Origin of the sequence: Halodesulfovibrio aestuarii DSM 17919 = ATCC 29578, from assembly GCF_000384815.1 — a bacterium.
In the GTDB taxonomy this organism is placed as follows: Bacteria; Desulfobacterota; Desulfovibrionia; order Desulfovibrionales; family Desulfovibrionaceae; genus Halodesulfovibrio; species Halodesulfovibrio aestuarii.
The window spans coordinates 211335-228613 of record NZ_ARQF01000021.1; the positions used below are offsets into that span (position 1 = coordinate 211335).

Sequence of the window (17279 nt, forward strand, 5' to 3'; positions counted from 1 at the left end):
CTCCTTGTCTTGGTTGTTGCGTGATACGTTCCGGACATCGTCTCTGGTGCCGTCCGGCACGTAGTATATGATGATTTGTTGAGATCTATTTTAATTGTGTACAGGAAAAGACCAAATCGTCAATGCATACGTACTTTGTATCAAAGTTGCACCTTCTATCTCTATCCTGTGTGGTTAGGATGTTGTCTTCTTTGAAGTCCAACCTACCAGATTTTACAGGGGGATTTGGATGAGAGGTACCATAACGAGACGAAATGTTGAAAGGTAGCCTTTTTTTGTAGATGGTGCTTCTACGCGTATACTATAACAAAACGGGTTGCGCCTATCTAGTCGCAACCCGAGAAAAACAGAAGGGAAGTCGCAGCGAATATTCGTGGTGGCTATTTTAACAGCTCACCACAACTGCTGGGAACATAAAAAGCTCCACAAACTCTATTGAGCAGAATTTAGGCTTTGAAAGCTTCAGCGTAACGTGCGTCGAATTCTTCTTGAGTAAAGGAATGTTCGCGGGTGCCATAGTGTTCTACACAAAAGCTTGCGCTTACTGCACCAAGCTTGGCGGCTTCTTCTACTGATTTACCGTTGATAATTCCTTTGATGAGTCCTGCACGGAATGCATCACCACAGCCTGTCGGGTCTACAACATCTTTTGGCTTTGCAATGCCAACCTCTACAGGGCTGCCATTATCAATACGGGAGCCGTTTTCTGCGAGTGTTGTGATAATGTAATCACATTTTTCCAGAAGTTGTTCTTTTGATAGGCCGGTAGCATTTTTAATGAGTTCAAGCTCGTAGTCGTTAGAAACGAGCATGTGAGCACCTTCAATGCATTCAAGCAGTTCTTCACCGGAGAATATTGTAATTTGCTGACCTGGATCAAAAATGTAGCGGATGCCGTTTTCTCGAAAATACTTAGGCAGATTCATCATGTCATCTTTGTTGCCCGGTGCAATGATTGCAATGTCATTTTCTTTGGATATGGTCGGGAATTCATAGTTACATGGATGAATCATCGCGCCCGGATGGAATCCCGTGATTTGGTTGTCGCTCTGGTCTGTTGTGATATGGCAATTGGCGGTGAAAAGATCATCAACAACACGGATTCCATCAAGTGAAATACTCTGTTTTTCCAAAACTTCTTTGTAGCGGTCAAAATCTTTACCAACAGTGGACAGAATGGTTGGTTTTTCGCCGAGCAGTGCGAGAGAGTGAGCAATGTTTCCTGCGGTACCGCCAAGTTTTTCCTCAAGACGTTCGATAAAGAAACATACGTTGAGCATGTGGATTTTGTCAGGGAGGATGTGGTCAGCAAATTTTCCGTCGAAGTTCATAATGCGGTCATAAGCGAGAGAGCCGAATACATAAATGGCCATTGAACTAATGCTCCTAGCAGGTTTCGTGTTCAATCCAGGACAAAAAGTCAGGGTTTCCGCCTGTGATTGGTAAAGATACTATACAGGGTACATCGTAGCTATGCAGTTTTTGCGCAGTTTGTGTAAGTGCGGTGACCTTGGCTTCTGATGTTTTTGCAATCAAGACAACTTCATGTGCAGATTGCACTTCATTTTCCCATTTGTAGATCGATTCTACGCCGGGAATAATATTGATACATGCGGCAAGGTTTTGTGAAACAAGCTCCTTACCGATAGACCGTGCTTCTTCAGGAGTTGAAACCGTCATATACACGAGAAAAGACATGGCATCTCCATTTTGTTGAAGTGCAGTTAACAACAAAAGGACAGTACAAAAAGTTAAGAGTGAGAGCAATTGTTCAACGTGTGTCAGTAGAAAAAGTATGAGCAGCGGTTGAAGGTAGCTTTTGCATGTTTTCATGACATTGAAACTTGCCAAAGCGTGTTTCTGCTGCAAAACTGCATGGAATTATAAGGTTTGTTTAAAAAAGTATTTTTTTAGATTGTTAATAGAAAATACGTGGCATGCCATGGGGTTGTCTGGAGAAAAAATGCGTAAGAAAGAACGGGCGCTGGAAATGTTAGCGCGATTACATAAGCGATATCCAATAAAATCGACTCATTTACATTTTTCAACAGTATGGGAGCTTTTTGTAGCCACAGTGCTTTCAGCTCAGTGCACTGATGAGCGTGTGAATAAGGTTACGCCTGTGTTGTTTGACCGTTGGCCTACACCCTACGAACTGGCAGAGGCTGATGTTCAAGATGTGGAAGAGGTTGTACGCTCTACAGGATTTTACCGTAATAAAGCAAAAAATATCGTGGCGGCTGCAAAGCGCGTTGTGGAAGTTTATGGTGGGGAAATTCCAAAAACTTCGAAAGAGGTCATCACTCTTGCTGGTGCTGCACGTAAAACCGCAAATGTTGTGCTTTGGAATGGGTACGGTATAAATGAAGGTATAGCGATTGATACTCATGTGAAACGCATAGTATTTCGCCTTGGACTGACAAAGGCGACTAATCCGACCATTGTTGAAAAAGATTTGTTACCGTTATTCCCAAAAGATGAGTGGGGTTTTGTAAACCATATGCTGGTTTCGTTTGGGCGTGATGTCTGTATAGCCCGTAGTCCACAGTGCGATCTCTGCGAGATGGAAGAGTTTTGTCCTAAGAATGGAGTGAAAAAGTAGCCATTAAATTTTTACTAGCATATGTGTGGTGATAAAATATATATTTACTCCCTTTTTGGTATGGAATTGTCTAATTAATATACTAATAATATTCATTTTATGTTAAAGTTTTATTGATTACGACGATAAGTAGTTATAGTGCATCCATTATATGCGTTTTAAATTTATAAGAAAGGCCGTCAGTATGTCGTTAGTAAACTCTTTGTTAAACAAACCGGTGGACATGGCACAATTACAAAAAACCGCGCAGACTACTATGCAAAAAAAGTCTGCCAGTGGTAGCGTGGTTTCAAATTTGTTTGTTGATCAGCAGACGGATCATTCTGAGTATCTTCAAGCACGACGTGAATCTATGGTGGCAGTTGACTCGTTGCTTGCGAGCAAAAAAGGGGCATTGACCTCACTTATAGGTACGCAAGTTCTTGCTACGGATCCAAATTCTCCAGATGGGAAAGCAAGCAGTGCCACTCTCAGAAATCGAGTTAATGCCATGTATACAAATCGGAAAAATAAAAAGATCCATAAAAATAATGACGCGTCAGTTGAAAAAAGAAATAAAGCTGAAGCAGTTCAAGACGCAGTTGAGGCTGCATTAGAAACTATTTCTGAAGCTGTGTCAGCCACATCAACACCTTCAGTTCCTTCAGTGCCTGTGAGTGAACCCGTTGCAGTAAAAGCACAGAGTGCGCCAGTTAAAATTTCTATCCGGGTCTAATTTGTGTTGTAGGTTGTCTGAAAGATCCGGTATATGAAAGCCAGAGTTCTCTGAAGAGAACTCTGGCTTTTTTGGTTAACCTACTGTGGAATAGGATAGAGTGTGACTACTGGCCTTTTATACTGTGGCAAAAGTGAATCAATAGGTGTGGTTGTTCATAGCTGAAGGGAAAGAGTAAGGGATGGCCTCGGATGGAATATTAGTCCGGCAACGGAATTTTAAGAATTTTTTCCCATAGCTTGTGATGCTTAAGAAATCTGGCAGGGCATATAGTGTCACTGTTTGTGGGAAGGTCTTCTAGCAAGTTTTGATACTTTTCAGGATTGCTTCCGTAGATGAGGCAATTGATTTCCTGAACGCGGCGAATGTCGCCTTGAATGTTTAGTGTAGATTCTGGCTCCGTTGCAAGTAATTGAAAAGCCTTTGCCGCGCTGGCTGCGATTTTAGCTCCATCTTCGTACACGCTGATAAGAAGGATTGCCGAAAGAGTATCAACGGCGTCTTCTTCCATACTTTCTGTAATACCCGTTGGCTGAGAATAAATTATTGCATGCCCTAATTCATGATATATAGCGTGGTGCAGTGTATTTAAAGCAGATGTTGCAGGATCTTTTTGGGCGACGTATTTTTTTTCAGCAAAGAGATTTTTGGTGTTGCTGAAGAATTCATATGGAATTTGAATTTCCAACTTGCCGTTCTGCAGTACAGCAAAATGGGGTCCGAGTTGGGTGCCGAACCGTAACGTCACATCTTCAGCAAGTAGATTCCAGTCTTCAACTATCTGTGCAACTTCTTCTGCAACTTCTGATTGATGAATAGTGCGTGCTGCCGCCACGTCTTCCGGTTCGGGAAGATCATATACTATGCGCAATCTGCCTTTGGCAGTGGCGGTGTCTGGAGTGAGCAAAGCACATGCGGCAAGAGTAAACAAGAGGGCTGCAATAGTGCGAAGCATGCAAAAATAATACATACGCATACTAGCACTGTACCGTTACTCTTTATGGATATCAATTTCTATTAACTTCAGTCGTTACAAACAATTATAGTGTATGGTTGTTCTTCTTTACAGGGACGTCAACGGGGGGGGATGTCACTATGGCTAATCAGGTAGTTTATAGCCCTGATCAAGCACGTGACGTGTATTGTCTCCGCTAAGGTTAGTCGAGAGCATGGTCTCTCTCGGTGGGAAGAGCAGAGTTCTCCATGTTGGAGGCATTTTGATAAAAAAGATAACTCAACTAGCTGAAAAAAAGAAAGGGTGGAGCCAGAAGCTCCACCCTTTCTTTTTTGTAATATACGTAGCAGCTAGATTTTCGCAGCAGTGCGAAGTGCGTCAACTGCGTCTGTTGCTTCCCAACGGAATTCAGGAAGCTCACGACCGAAGTGACCGTAGCATGCAGATTTTTTGTAGATAGGACGCTTGAGGTCAAGAGTTTTGCTGATGCCGTAAGGGCGCAGGTCAAATACTTCTTTAACTGCTTTCGTAAGAATTTCATCCGGAATTTCAGAAGTCCCGAAAGAAGTAGCAAGAACGGATACAGGTTCGGCAACGCCGATAACGTATGCAATCTGAACTTCACAGGTAGGTGCGAGGCCAGCAGCAACAACGTTTTTAGCAATGTAACGCCCCATGTAGGCAGCAGAACGGTCAACTTTGGACGGGTCTTTTCCGGAGAATGCACCGCCACCGTGGTGACCCATGCCGCCGTATGTGTCCTGAATGATTTTACGGCCGGTAAGACCGCAGTCTCCCATAGGACCGCCGATTACAAAACGACCAGTGGTATTGATGAAGATACGGGTAGCACTGTCGATGAGGTCTTCAGGAAGAGTCTTTTTGATAACCTCTTCGCGGATGCCGTCAACGATGTCGTCCTGAGATACGCCGTCTTTATGCTGGGAAGAAATAACGACAGTATCGATGCGGGTTGGTTTGCCGTCGACGTATTCAAAGGAAACTTCTGTTTTTCCGTCAGGGCGGAGGAAGTCGAGATCGTTATTTTTACGGGCAGCGGTGAGGCGTTCGGAAAGTTTATGAGACCAGTAAATAGGAGCTGGCATAAGGGTAGGAGTTTCGTTACATGCGTAACCGAACATCATGCCCTGATCGCCTGCGCCCTGATCTTCAGGGGCAGTCTGATCAACACCCTGTGCGATGTCTGGGGATTGTTTATCAATAGAGGAGAGTACTGCACAAGTGTCTGCATCAAAGCCCATGTCAGAGCTTGTGTAGCCGATTTCACGAATAGTGTCGCGAACTACAGTTGGGAAGTCAGCGTAGCCAGTGGTGCTGATTTCGCCGGCGATGACAGCCATCCCTGTTGTAACCAGAGTTTCACAAGCAACACGACATTCTGGGTCCTGAGCCATGATGGTGTCAAGAATCGCATCAGAAATCGCGTCAGCAACTTTATCTGGGTGGCCTTCAGTAACAGACTCAGAGGTAAAGTAATATTTACCCTTGTTGTTGATCATCATTATGGAAGCTCCTCTAATCAGATGATGTGGTTGTGATTGATTTTTTTCTAGGTCTCAGTTCTGGAGATTCAGGATTAAGAATGCCGCCTGAAATGAGAATTTTGAAGGCATCTTCGACGGAAATATCAAGCTTGATAGTGTCCTCTTGTGGAACCATCAAGTAAAAACCGGAAGTAGGGTTTGGTGTTGTGGGAACAAAAACGTTCAGCACTTCTTCTTCCGTTTTTCGTTGAATTTCGCCAACGGCGATACCTGTAACAAACGCCAATGCGTACAGCCTGTGGCGTGGGTATTCAATAAGAACAACTTGTTTAAACTCTTTTGCAGGACTTTTAAAGACGCTAATGAAAAGTTGATTCGTGGCAGAATAAAACCGGTTTATCCCCGGTAGCTTAAGAATTATTTTTTCAATTGTACGTGCTATTATTTTACCTACATAGTTGCGAACCAATAAGCCGGTGAAAACTAAGATGATAAAAACAAGTATGATGCCTGTTCCGGTTTCGGGAATTCCTAAGTATTCAAGAACTCTCATGGAGTCCGGTATCCATTTCCATGCGCTATCTGCCCATTTAAGGAGGGTGCGCAGGATGAAGACTGTTACAACAATGGGCGCTAGAAAAAGAAAACCGGCAATAAGGTTAACACGTAAAAAGTATTTTATGTGCTGCCAAAGTGTCCTTTTTCTCGGCGTTGCTGTCATGCTTTCTCCGTTTACAGGTAGAATGGCCAGTTGTCTAACAGTCTTGCTTTTCCAACGAACACGGCAACTGCACAACGTGCTTTGTCGGTGATTGTTGTGACCGGTTCAATAGAATCCGGATCAATAAATTCGAGATAATCTTCTTTGCCCAGTGGCAGATGCTTTTCCCAGTATTCGCGAATAACAGCTTTCAGCTGTTTAACATCGCGTTCCCCTTGTCTGAACGCTTCTGCACCAGCCCGTATGCCAGCATTAATATGCTTAGCTTGTGCGCGTTCCTCCTTGGTGAGGTAAGCGTTTCGAGAGCTCATTGCAAGTCCGTCATCTTCACGAATAAGTGGACCGTTTATAATAGTGGTCGGAAGGTTCAGGTCTTGAGTCAGGCGTCGGATAATTGCAAGTTGCTGCCAGTCCTTTTCACCGAAAACAGCGTATTCTGGCAGGGTTAGTATCAGAAGTTTGGTTACAACGGTTGATACGCCCCTGAAATGTGTAGGACGGCTAATAGCGCACAGTCCTTTAGCAAGCTGCGGTACCTCAACCCATGTAGCGTGGTCTTCGGCATACATGCTTCCCGGTTCTGGAATAAAAAGAATATTTGCGCCTAGTGAGCGTGCTATATTTGCATCGCTATCGTGGTCAGCCGGATAGGCGTCAAGGTCTTCGTTTGCACCGAACTGGGTCGGGTTTACAAAAAGACTGACAACAAGTTTGTCCGACTTTTCACGGGCAATGCGCATGAGGTTTTTGTGCCCTTCATGAAAGTAGCCCATAGTAGGTACAAGGCCAACCTTCAGGCCTTCGCAGCGCCATTGAAGACATATTTTCTGTAATTCAGCAGGTGATGTAACTATTTGCATATCAATTTATCCAGATATATTTGAAGACGTAATATACGTATAAAAGTAACTTGTCTAGTTAAAAAAGGATGAATGAGGGTTATAGTTATTGGTGGAGTGATCCTCTTGCTAGCGCAACTTGTTTATGTCACATCTGTAGTTCTGAAAGATTTTTAGAGAGGGGGGGGAGGTTTGATGGAAGCATTGTTTCAAGGCAAACTCGATAATTTTTGTGCGTTATATGCAGTGCTTAATGCGATGCAGCGAACTCATGGTATTAATCACTGGGAAGCGCGTAAGTTGTTTCATGCAGGTCTGCTGAGTTTTTCACGGGATGCTGAAAGTTGGGAAAATATCGTCTGCAACCGCACCGACTACATTGCAGAGGTTCAGTCCTTTATTAACTTGATACGCAGTGAAGGTACGTCAATACACTATACACAACCTTTTCCAGATGGGAAGGCCAGTATTGCTGATGTACTCAAGGTTGTTAAGGCGTGGAGTCCTGTCGAACAAGGTAAAGGAACAAGCCTTTATGAAAAGGCCGGAGGGAAAGGGGTAGTGTTGCAATTCAAACGTTTTTTACCGTTTCGTGGTGCGCCACTTATTACCCACTGGACTGCAGTAAAAGAATTTGTTGGAAGCGAAATTCGGTTCATTGATTCCAGCTTAGAGAAAAATGCAACATATGCACTTCCGCAAAATGGCTTTTGTACTCGAGAGGATGAGTTGAAGCAAAGTCAGCTGTTTATGGTTAACCCTGCGACCATTTTTTTATTGGAAGCAAGGGATTAGACTTGACCGTTGCGGCAAAGACCGGTTGTGAGAGATACATGAGCTTTTTCCAGTATGAATTAGATACTGGTTATTTTTTTCATTGGTATGTTAGTAATTGAAATATTTCATTTTCAAAAGATCAATACTTGTGCTACGGGTGTTACTCTTGGCATGACGCAAATTTTGGGTTGTCGCCTCGATGTTTAGACAAATGTTAAAGCGTAGATGCGTTATCGGCGGTTACGCTATACATAGGTAGAATGCAGTAGTCTGCACATTTCTATCGTTGGTTTGGAGAAGGGGTGGCCCTGTAGGTTTACTCCTTTTGTTGATGCGTACGCGCATTCGTTTTTTATTTTTTGGAGTTTTTTTGTGTCTAAGAACATTTATGTTGGCAACCTTGCCTGGTCTGTTGGTGATGATGATTTGCGTGATCTTTTTCAAGAATACGGTGAAGTTATTTCTGCACGTGTGATTGAAGATCGTGAAACCGGCCGCTCCCGTGGTTTTGGTTTTGTTGAAATGGAAGATAATGGCGCTCTTGAAGCAATTGATGCTCTCAATGGCAGCGTACATGATGGACGTAACCTCAAGGTTAACGAAGCTCGCCCGCGTGAACGTCGTCCTCGCTACTAAGCTATCGTAAAAGTGAAAGCCCACCATCGGTGGGCTTTTTTTTTATGCATTATTTTGAAGGTGAGTAATACAACATATCTTTATTGTAGATCTCTGTTGCTTCACCAGAACTTACAATCTCTTCCATGGCTTTTCTAAAATCATCAACAAATTGCTGCGGAACTGCATTGTTAAATAAGAATCCGTTAGGTACTTGTTTGACAATTTCGAGAACGCGCAGATCTGATGGGGTGCCACCAATGAGATGATAGTTGTATAGGATGTTTGAAATGCCACCGGCAATGAGTGGGGCACGTCCCTTGAAAAATTTGTGAACATTGTTGGGAAAGCTTGAAGCGAATTCAAAATTCTTTTCTGTATAACCGAGTTTGCGCAATAACGGCAGAATACTTGAAGCCTTTTCAACACAAATGCGGGCATGTTTAACTTTTGATGGTGTATCGAAGAGCTTTTTATTTTTTTTATGTGTAATTATCGCTACCGTAACAGCTGTTGGTGTAGTGACATATCGGTATTGTTTCCGTTGTGCTGTGATACCGACCGGGAAAAGGCAAGTGGGAACGTTAGAGTCAAAATCTTTAACGGAACGAGGCCAGGGCTGGATCTTTATAGTATGTTCTGGAAGTTCCATCTTTTCCCAGATACGTTTTATTAAGTCAGCATTATACCCTCGTAACGTACCGTTATGAGTGTATGCAAGCGGCGGGATATGTTCTGTAATAAAAAGCACAGGTCTACTGTATGCAGAGACGGGTAGAATAGAAAAAAAGAGATGGCATATGAACGTAAATTTTATAAGAATGCGAAATCGTAGCTGCATAAAATGCCCCGTAGTGTATATGCTGAACGATATTTTTGTGTGGTGAAGCTAATTTTTAATGTTATAATTTCATAATACTTTTTGCAATACATTATCGCAGCGCATATTTTTGGAGGAAGTCATGAGTCGGATTTTTACTGCACAGAATTTTCCATTTATTCTTGCCGTAGTTTTTATTTTTTTCTTTGGTATAATGGGCATCGCGCCTGTATCAAGAGAAGTGTGGGTAGCTGAGGTTATCCCTGTTGCCGGAATTTTTCTTTTGCTTTGTATCACCTTTCCGCTTTTTAGATTTTCAAACATTTCGTACGGCCTAATGGCGGTCTGGTTGTTTTGGCATACCATTGGTGGGCATTACACCTTTGCAGGTGTTCCTTTTGAGTGGGTGACAGATTTATTGGGGTTTGAACGTAATCATTTTGATAGGATAGGGCATTTTGCTGTTGGGTTTTATGCGTATCCGATTGCAGAACTGTTTGTTCGGAGAAAGTTGGCCGGTCCAATTGTGACAACTCTTTTTGCCTTATTCAGCATTATGTCCGTTGCGGCGGCGTATGAGATTGTGGAATGGCAATATGCCGTAATTGAGGGGGGCAAGTCCGGTCTTGAATTCTTAGGCAGTCAGGGTGACGTCTGGGATGCTCAAAAGGATATGCTCGCAGATACGCTTGGAGCATTAGCGACACTGATTCTTTTTTGGGTGTTCGGAAAACGGTGGGGTAGTCGGGGGTAATTTTTATAGGGAGACATGGTTGCATTTTGAGAACATAGGCATTTGGGGCTGGGGGATGTCGGTTAAGCAGCTTTGTCTTTAATGCAAAAAAAAGCGTCATGGAAAACTCCATGACGCTTTTTTTGTATTTTTTGATGTGTTGCGTCTCTAAATAACAATGTTAAATAAGAAGCCCACAAGCAGGATGCCGGAAGCAACAATAGCTACATAAATAGAGATGAGCTTTATGCTGAGCACTTTTCTAAGAATAACCATTTCAGGAAGACTGAGCGCCACAACGGACATCATAAAAGCTAACGCGGTACCCAGCGCCGCACCTTTACCCAGCAATGCAGAAACAATCGGGATGATACCTGCAGCGCTGGCATACATTGGTACACCAATGGCGACTGCAGCAGGAACACTCCACCATGCGTCTTTGCCCATGATGGAAGCCATGGCACCTTCTGGAACATAACCGTGGATACCTGCTCCAACTGCGATACCAATAACAATGTACAGCCATGTTTTGCTCAGAATATCTACAACAGAATCCCATGCGAAATCTAAGCGGTGAGCAAAGCTTGGGTATACCGGGGACTTGTTGCTACCGTCATCACGAATTTGGCGAACCCATGGTTCCAGCAAGTTCTCCAGCTTCATTTTTCCGAGTACCCATCCCGCAATAACTGCGATGGTAACGCCAGTGACAAGGTATAAGGCTGCAACTTTGAATCCGAATAAACCGTACAGTAAAACCAGTGCAATTTCGTTCACCATCGGCGCTGCAATAAGGAATGAGAATGTCACGCCAAGCGGAATGCCTGCTGCAACAAACCCTAAAAAGAGCGGTACCGCAGAGCAGGAACAGAAAGGTGTGACAATACCTACACATGCCGCAATAACATTGCCAAGAGACTCTTTTCCGCTAAGGTATTTGCGGCTGCGTTCCGGTGTAATCCATGTGCGAAGAATACCTACTGCGAAAACTACCAGGCTTAGTAACAGCAGAATTTTTGGAGTATCATATAAGAAGAACCGGATTGATTCTGAGAGATGGCTGCCAGCAGTAACGCCGGGAACCATACCTGTAAGGGCGTCCGCAATGCTTGGTAACTGGGAGTAGAGTAACCCCCATCCTATCAGGACAACTGTTCCGACAATACCGTAGAAGGAAAGTGAAAAACGTGCTTTTTTATCCTGTACGGGAGCGGAACCGCAAGCGCATGGTGATGCAAATGGGTTTATTGGCACTTCGTTTTCCTTTTGGGGAGTACCGAATGCTTTGGCTGCGAACTCTCCGCTGTTATCTGGAGTTTGGCCAGATGTGGAGCAGCAGCATTTTTCTTCTTTTTGTTTTGGTGGGGTGAATTCCAGTGGTTTCATAGTCATGCCCTCGTTAAAGAATGGTTGTTGCCTTTTTCAAGGTCTGTAAATTTTCCTGTAATGCCATAAATTCGTCGTCTGTTTTTACAGCTTGCTGCAGCAACTCTAAAAACGTTGAAATATAAATGTCAGTGCTGTCTGTTGCGAGGCGATAATGCGTCCATCCGCCAGCCTTGCGCCCGATGGTCAATCCGGCATCGGTGCACTGTTTTAAATGACGCGAAACTGTAGGTTGTGCCACGCCCACAACTCTCGCAATGTTGCATACGCAAACTTCTCCATCGAGCAGTAACCCAAGTATACGAACTCGTGTGGGATCAGATAGTGCCTTTGTAATTCTAATGAAGTTATCCATGTATTCTCCTGAATAGCCATTTAGCAATATGGCTATATGAGTATGCTGTCAATATGCTCTTATGAGAAATGTGCGGCTGTACAGTGATGCGTAAAGAGCGTATGAATTGCGGCAAATGCTTTTATACGAGAGTATTTTAGCAAAAGGTAAAATATTCAGCTAATAGAGCATCATGTTTTGATCAGGACAGGAGATAGATGATGACAGCCTGTGATCCTCAGGTAAATTTACAAGGACGTGAGAAGCTTACCCGACTCGCTGACTTTTTGTTTGAAGCGGGTATGTTGCGCAAGACTCCGCGTAGTGGGTATCAGTTTTTGGGTTCCGGCAGCGAGAACGTTGCAGAGCATTCTTTTAGAACAGCCATTGTTGGTTTTGTTCTTGCTAATGAAGCAGGAGCAGACCCTGTTCATACGGCAATGATGTGTCTGTTCCATGATTTTCATGAGGCTCGAATTGGCGACTTCAACTACGTAAACCGTATTTACAATACTAGCGACCCAAAAGCGGCATTTGAACATGCGCTGGAAGGAACCGGGCTTGAGTCTCTGGTTTTGCCGTACTGGGATGAGCTGGAAGAAGCGGAATCTCCAGAATCGAAACTTGCTCAGGATGCAGACCAGATTGACCTTATCCTGAATCTTAAGGAAGAGTTTGATTTAGGTAATAAGTACGCAGGGAAGTGGATACAGGGCGCCTTGCCGCGTCTGCGTACAGAAGTAGGTCGTGAACTTGCTCAACGTATCACTGAAACAGACCACACGGACTGGTGGTACAAAGGTCCTGACAGAAGTTGGTGGGCACGTAAGAACGGTAAAAAAAAAGCTGAGTAAGCTACATTGAAGCACATAGTCTGCGAGGGGATTCTCCTGTAGGTGAAGGTGCAATGAATATACAAAAAAAGGGAGCGGTACCATACCGCTCCCTTTTTTATTTGTTCTATTACTTCCCTTTCGGGAGATACGTTACAGTGGACCGTGCCCCCAGCTCTGCATCGGCGGTTATTTCAACATCTGTCCAGTAAATTGCTCCGGAGTTAATGTCGTTTTGCTCAATGAACGTTGCAAGAGTGTTGGCAGATTCAACATGGTTAAGCAGCATCGGAGAGAGTACGAACATAAACAGCCAGATTATGAAAGCTCCGGATACGAACGATAAAAAGCGGTTAGCGCTGCTTTTTTGCATATGGTTGTCCTTTATCGTTTTACGTTAGATCTTCGCAGTGATTTCAGGGAATACCACGTAGAACATAATGTACGCCATTGTCAGTGTAAGCATAAGGTTGAAGGTCTGACCGCAGACATACAGGATCAGCGGTTTGCCGCCTTTAAAGTAATGACCAAGCTCTCGGAAGTTTGTCGCAAGACCGATGGATACGAAGGCGAGGCAGAAGAACCAGCCACGGAAAGCTTTTGAGAAGCCGCGGATTACACCATGGTCAACCATTGCGTAGCCAACATCCGGCCCCATCGATGCGTAAATCCAAGAGAATAATACGGATGCGGCAAGGAAGCCGAGCACAAATTTTGGGAACCGGTACCATATTTCCCATGCGCTTACAGAACGGCCAGGGGTACAATCAACGCGGGCGCACCAGTAAATAGCAACACCGAATGCTGTTATGCCGATAAGCACGTTCTGGATCATTTTAATAGTTGCAGCAACGTACAGTGCTTTTTGTGAAAGGAAAGCACCAGCTGCGGCTACTGCGCCTGTGGCATCGATTGTACCACCCATCCAGGCACCACCGAGAATGAATGGCATGTCTACAGCTTTAATGAATGCAGGCATAAGTATCATCATGATGGATGTGAATACCAGAGAAAGACCAACTGAAAGGGTGAGCTCTTCTTTTTTAGCACGACAGGCTGCTGCGGTGGCAATAGCTGCGGAAACACCACAAACGGACATATCTGCAGAGATAACTATATTCAGTGTTTTCGATGGCATTTTTACCACTTTCTGACCGAAAATGAATGTGGAAATGAGCACAATCGGTGTTACCACCCATGCTACGAAAATACCGGGGATACCAATCGCTACGATTTTACTGAAGAGTACTTCCGCACCCAGAAGAACAAGTCCGGTTTTGATAAAATACTCTGTTTGAACGGCAGGCATTACCCACTTGGGGGTACCTATTGTGTTCGAGATGAGAAGGCCGAATAGTATTGCCCATGCTGCGTATCCGATACCAAGTCCTTTCATGGTACTTTGCTGTGCTGCTACATATGCGAGTGTGGCAACTGCGAAAACGAAGAAGAAGCCAATGAAGAACTTAACAGGGCTGTGTCCCATAGCTCCGCGGCCAATAGCAAAGAAGATACCGAGAACAATATACAGCAGAATAAGCCATGTAATCTGGTTGTATGCTGTTACTTTTGTTTTCTTTTTAGCTTTACCTGCTGCAAATTTTTTGTTGCGCCAATCACTGATTGCGTCTGACGCTTTCTGGTTTAGCTCTGCATTGCTAAAGCTTGCTTCAGCAGCAGCTTTCTGCGCAATAGTTGCTGTTTCGAGAGCTTCTGCAGCAGCTTGTTTAGCTTTTTCGTACTTAATAACAGCGGCGGATTTTTTATCCCCGGCCCGTTTGCTATCCATAAAGAATGTGTCAAGCAGATTAGTAGACCAGCCATGTGGTTTGCTTTGGAATTTTTTAATTATTTTTGCAATAGAAGAGGACGTTGCTTTTAAGTTCTTTGCGTCCGCAGCCTTGTAATATTCAATAGTTTTAAATGGTGCTTTGTTCGCTTCCAGCTCCATAATTGCGTTAGACGCTGCAATAGTTGTGTGTAAATTCTTTGGTTCATTAGGTAGATAAATAATGAGACCGATGACCAGAATAGCAAAACCAAGCCATATAGCCCAATAGTCTTCAAGTTTGATTAAGTCAGACCAACTGGCATGTCCTTTATCAACAACAACATCTGGTTGTTTGTTTTGTTCTGCCATTACCATTCCTCCTTATTAAAAGTAGCAATGTCATGTACGCTACAATAAACATGGGCAGTAACAATACAGACATAAGAGGAACCGTCTATTTGCCGTTATGAAAAAAGACGGGATATGCCTGTAGCATTATAATGCCGGATACCTCTGTAAACACGGGGGCAGGTGAGCAGGTGACGTAATCGAAGCAGAATTGAGGAGTGGCTGAACAAGTACAAATTAGGATAGGTGACGTGTAATAATCAGTTTAGCGATGCTCATGCTGCTAATTTATTGAATAGTATAAGATGTAAAATGGTAATAATGTCAATAATTACCTGTAAATAAAACAAAGAATGTCTATAAAAGAGAAAAAGGGGTGAGGTCTTTGTTGTAAGGCAGGCGCTGCACGGTGATTTGAATGACAGAAAAAAGCCAGAGTTTTCCTTCCGGAAAACTCTGGCTGCATTGTAAATGGAGTAGAGGCCTTCATCGGCGTTGCCTCACCGTAATTTCAGTTACTCTTCCATACGCAGATAGTTAGTAAACAGCCTGTGACTCACGCGGGTGAATGAGTCGAAATCTGCTGTTAGCTCCATGTTTGGAATGAGCGCCTTGACCACTGGGAACTGGAGGTCTTTTCGCGCAAGTTCAACATAGACAGGACGCCTGTTATTCGCGATGAGCATTTTTTCAAGCATCTGTAAGTTGCGGATAGGGTCTTCCATAGAAACGTCAGGAAGCTCTCCCTGTTTTCGTGTTTCGATGCCGTGAAGTGCTGGTGCAGACGGCGGGCTTTGCGGATATGGGTATGGGGTTTCTGTTAAGGCAGATACAATGGCCTTTCTGCCATCTAAACCAGATCCTGTACCACGGTATACTTCGCCGCGTTTGCCCATGACAAATGCATAGTAGCAGGGGATACCGAATTCAGTTGTGATGTCCTGAAACATGACATGAACGCCGCGTGCTGCGTAGTCGTTTAGCAGCATATTGAGCTTTTGGTCTTCCGTGGTGAGGATAAAGCATTCTTTTTTATTGAATGGTTTTGTTGCTTCTGCGTCGCGTTCAAAAATTTCCATAAGCGCTGCAACCTTAGCTTCTTCAAGGATGTTTCCCGAAGCAAGGCCTGTTGATCCCGGTGAAGAGAAGAGTGATATTTCATCTAAGTTACAGAACATGTACACCATCTGGACTGGTACGAGGATAGGCTCGTATCCTTCTCCATTAAGCTTTGGTGTATGGCCCTCTATCCAGTAGAGCTTTTCATCTTCGTATGGGACTTCAAGAGAAAGTAAATTAGGGTCAAATGCTGTTATTCCCTGAGCCATAAGTTCTGAATACCTGGCATGTGTAAGGGGATGCTCTTTCAGCGAGTTAAGTACACCTGTGTGGTCAAAAGAAACAAATGAAGAAGAGCGCTCTACAATTTCCATGGTCAGACCGACCCGTGCGTCTACGAGGGCAAGTCCACGGCCGTATGATGTGGCATGGCCTTGCAGGGTGTAGTCCAGAGCTCCGTTTTTAACGGTAAGATCAATATTCCAGCGGCGCAGAAGAGCAATTGGTGACAGAGATGCGATATGACGCATTTCAACATCAGCAAACAGTGGCGTTTGGTTTAACCTTTTGAGTGCGAGCTCTGTTGTGTCCTGAGCAGGGGGGCGAGTCCACGGGGTGTCATATGGTGTCTTCAGCAGTTCCTCACGAATTGTTGCGGCGGTTATGAATTCCTCAGTGTTTGGTTCATAAAGCATCGGAAGATCGAAATCTTCTGCAACATCCGGTAAGGGTAGCATTCTATGTTCGTGAATGTTTTCTTTAAATTTGGTAATCCATGCAATATGGTCGTATTTGTCTTCGCGTTTATACCAACGGATATATATAAGAGGAGTATGTTCCTGTAATTGTTCTGTGGCATCGTTTGGAAACAACGCAAGCAATTTGGAAAATTTACCGTACAGCAAACATGTTTCGTAGAGTAGTGCCGCAAGAACAGGCTTAATGACAGTGTACTCTTTTACTGCTGTGTTAAGTAGGGTTTTGAACTTTTTTTGATCAAATGTCCGGATGGTTGTGAGCAGGTGTTTGTGCATAAAATCGTCAAGCGGGTGCTCTTCAAGATATGCGAGTGCTTCATCAAAGGTCATATCTGCTGGCGGTTCACAGGAAACGTATCCAACAGTGCCTACTGTGTCAGAAAGATTAAATTTGTATTTCATTGGTGACGACATCCTATACTCCCATATGCTATGAATGAGGCGTTATAGCGTATGTTTTTACTGTGGACAATGGATGCCGTGAACAATAAATGGATACTAACACGCT

Annotated in this window: 18 protein-coding genes; 6 read left to right on the forward strand and 12 right to left on the reverse strand. The window is 43.9% G+C overall.

The features are described 5' to 3' along the window. Positions 1 to 446: 446 nt before the first annotated feature. Together F461_RS0111655 and cutA are read right to left on the reverse strand one after the other, a co-directional pair. The gene (locus F461_RS0111655; protein ID WP_020001342.1) at positions 447 to 1373 is read right to left on the reverse strand and encodes a carbohydrate kinase family protein; all 927 of its coding nucleotides are present in this window, start codon (positions 1371 to 1373) and stop codon (positions 447 to 449) included. Between the two features lie 13 nt (positions 1374 to 1386). Beyond that, positions 1387 to 1698 carry a divalent-cation tolerance protein CutA gene (gene cutA, locus F461_RS0111660; protein ID WP_020001343.1) on the reverse strand — a complete coding sequence of 104 codons (312 nt, stop codon included), beginning with the start codon at positions 1696 to 1698 and terminating at the stop codon, positions 1387 to 1389. A gap of 265 nt (positions 1699 to 1963) precedes the next feature. Between cutA and nth the strand changes: the two genes are divergently transcribed. Together nth and F461_RS0111670 are read left to right on the forward strand one after the other, a co-directional pair. Beyond that, positions 1964 to 2602, forward strand: coding sequence for an endonuclease III (gene nth / locus F461_RS0111665; protein ID WP_020001344.1), 639 nt, complete (start codon positions 1964 to 1966; stop codon positions 2600 to 2602). A 151-nt stretch (positions 2603 to 2753) separates the two neighbouring features. Further along, complete coding sequence (locus tag F461_RS0111670; RefSeq protein WP_143154741.1) at positions 2754 to 3317, forward strand: hypothetical protein; 564 nt, start codon at positions 2754 to 2756, stop codon at positions 3315 to 3317. 199 nt (positions 3318 to 3516) lie between these two features. On the opposite strand, the gene F461_RS17785 is transcribed toward F461_RS0111670, so the two are convergent. From F461_RS17785 to panC, 4 genes are all read right to left on the reverse strand, one after another. After that, positions 3517 to 4293: a DUF4344 domain-containing metallopeptidase gene (locus tag F461_RS17785; protein WP_020001346.1), complete on the reverse strand. Its 777-nt coding sequence runs from the start codon at positions 4291 to 4293 to the stop codon at positions 3517 to 3519. A 329-nt stretch (positions 4294 to 4622) separates the two neighbouring features. Continuing rightward, a complete protein-coding gene (metK, locus tag F461_RS0111680) occupies positions 4623 to 5792 on the reverse strand; it encodes a methionine adenosyltransferase (RefSeq protein ID WP_026364747.1) in 1170 nt (389 codons plus the stop codon). 16 nt (positions 5793 to 5808) lie between these two features. Further along, complete coding sequence (locus F461_RS0111685) at positions 5809 to 6498, reverse strand: DUF502 domain-containing protein (protein WP_020001348.1); 690 nt, start codon at positions 6496 to 6498, stop codon at positions 5809 to 5811. Positions 6499 to 6509: 11 nt separating this feature from the next. Next, entirely contained in the window at positions 6510 to 7358 is an 849-nt protein-coding gene (gene panC / locus F461_RS0111690; protein ID WP_020001349.1) for a pantoate--beta-alanine ligase, read from the reverse strand. 174 nt (positions 7359 to 7532) lie between these two features. On the opposite strand from panC, the gene F461_RS0111695 reads away from it, so the two are divergent. Both F461_RS0111695 and F461_RS0111700 read left to right on the forward strand, forming a co-directional pair. After that, complete coding sequence (locus F461_RS0111695; RefSeq protein ID WP_020001350.1) at positions 7533 to 8132, forward strand: hypothetical protein; 600 nt, start codon at positions 7533 to 7535, stop codon at positions 8130 to 8132. Positions 8133 to 8486: 354 nt separating this feature from the next. Continuing rightward, positions 8487 to 8750, forward strand: a complete 264-nt coding sequence (locus tag F461_RS0111700; protein ID WP_020001351.1) for an RNA-binding regulator — start codon at positions 8487 to 8489, stop codon at positions 8748 to 8750. Between the two features lie 49 nt (positions 8751 to 8799). Here F461_RS0111700 and F461_RS0111705 read toward each other — a convergent pair whose 3' ends face one another. Next, positions 8800 to 9480 (reverse strand): substrate-binding periplasmic protein, encoded by a 681-nt coding sequence (locus F461_RS0111705; RefSeq protein ID WP_073020874.1) that lies wholly within the window; start codon positions 9478 to 9480, stop codon positions 8800 to 8802. A gap of 211 nt (positions 9481 to 9691) precedes the next feature. Here F461_RS0111705 and F461_RS0111710 point away from each other — a divergent pair, with 211 nt between their 5' ends. Further along, positions 9692 to 10303, forward strand: coding sequence for a DUF2238 domain-containing protein (locus F461_RS0111710; protein WP_020001353.1), 612 nt, complete (start codon positions 9692 to 9694; stop codon positions 10301 to 10303). Positions 10304 to 10450: 147 nt separating this feature from the next. On the opposite strand, the gene F461_RS0111715 is transcribed toward F461_RS0111710, so the two are convergent. Together F461_RS0111715 and F461_RS0111720 are read right to left on the reverse strand one after the other, a co-directional pair. Next, on the reverse strand, positions 10451 to 11668 hold the full coding sequence (locus F461_RS0111715) for a permease (RefSeq protein ID WP_020001354.1): 1218 nt from the start codon (positions 11666 to 11668) through the stop codon (positions 10451 to 10453). A gap of 13 nt (positions 11669 to 11681) precedes the next feature. Next, entirely contained in the window at positions 11682 to 12023 is a 342-nt protein-coding gene (locus F461_RS0111720; protein WP_020001355.1) for an ArsR/SmtB family transcription factor, read from the reverse strand. A gap of 200 nt (positions 12024 to 12223) precedes the next feature. Between F461_RS0111720 and F461_RS0111725 the strand changes: the two genes are divergently transcribed. Continuing rightward, the gene (locus F461_RS0111725; RefSeq protein ID WP_020001356.1) at positions 12224 to 12856 is read left to right on the forward strand and encodes an HD domain-containing protein; all 633 of its coding nucleotides are present in this window, start codon (positions 12224 to 12226) and stop codon (positions 12854 to 12856) included. Between the two features lie 109 nt (positions 12857 to 12965). Here the strand turns inward: F461_RS0111725 and F461_RS0111730 are convergent, their stop codons facing one another. The 3 genes from F461_RS0111730 to F461_RS0111740 all read right to left on the reverse strand — a co-directional run bounded on the left by F461_RS0111730 (position 12966) and on the right by F461_RS0111740 (position 17185). Further along, positions 12966 to 13208, reverse strand: coding sequence for a hypothetical protein (locus F461_RS0111730; protein ID WP_020001357.1), 243 nt, complete (start codon positions 13206 to 13208; stop codon positions 12966 to 12968). A gap of 24 nt (positions 13209 to 13232) precedes the next feature. Beyond that, a complete protein-coding gene (locus F461_RS0111735; RefSeq protein WP_020001358.1) occupies positions 13233 to 14975 on the reverse strand; it encodes a YeiH family protein in 1743 nt (580 codons plus the stop codon). 494 nt (positions 14976 to 15469) lie between these two features. Further along, positions 15470 to 17185 (reverse strand): YcaO-like family protein, encoded by a 1716-nt coding sequence (locus tag F461_RS0111740; protein WP_034606387.1) that lies wholly within the window; start codon positions 17183 to 17185, stop codon positions 15470 to 15472. Between the last annotated feature and the right edge of the window lie 94 nt (positions 17186 to 17279).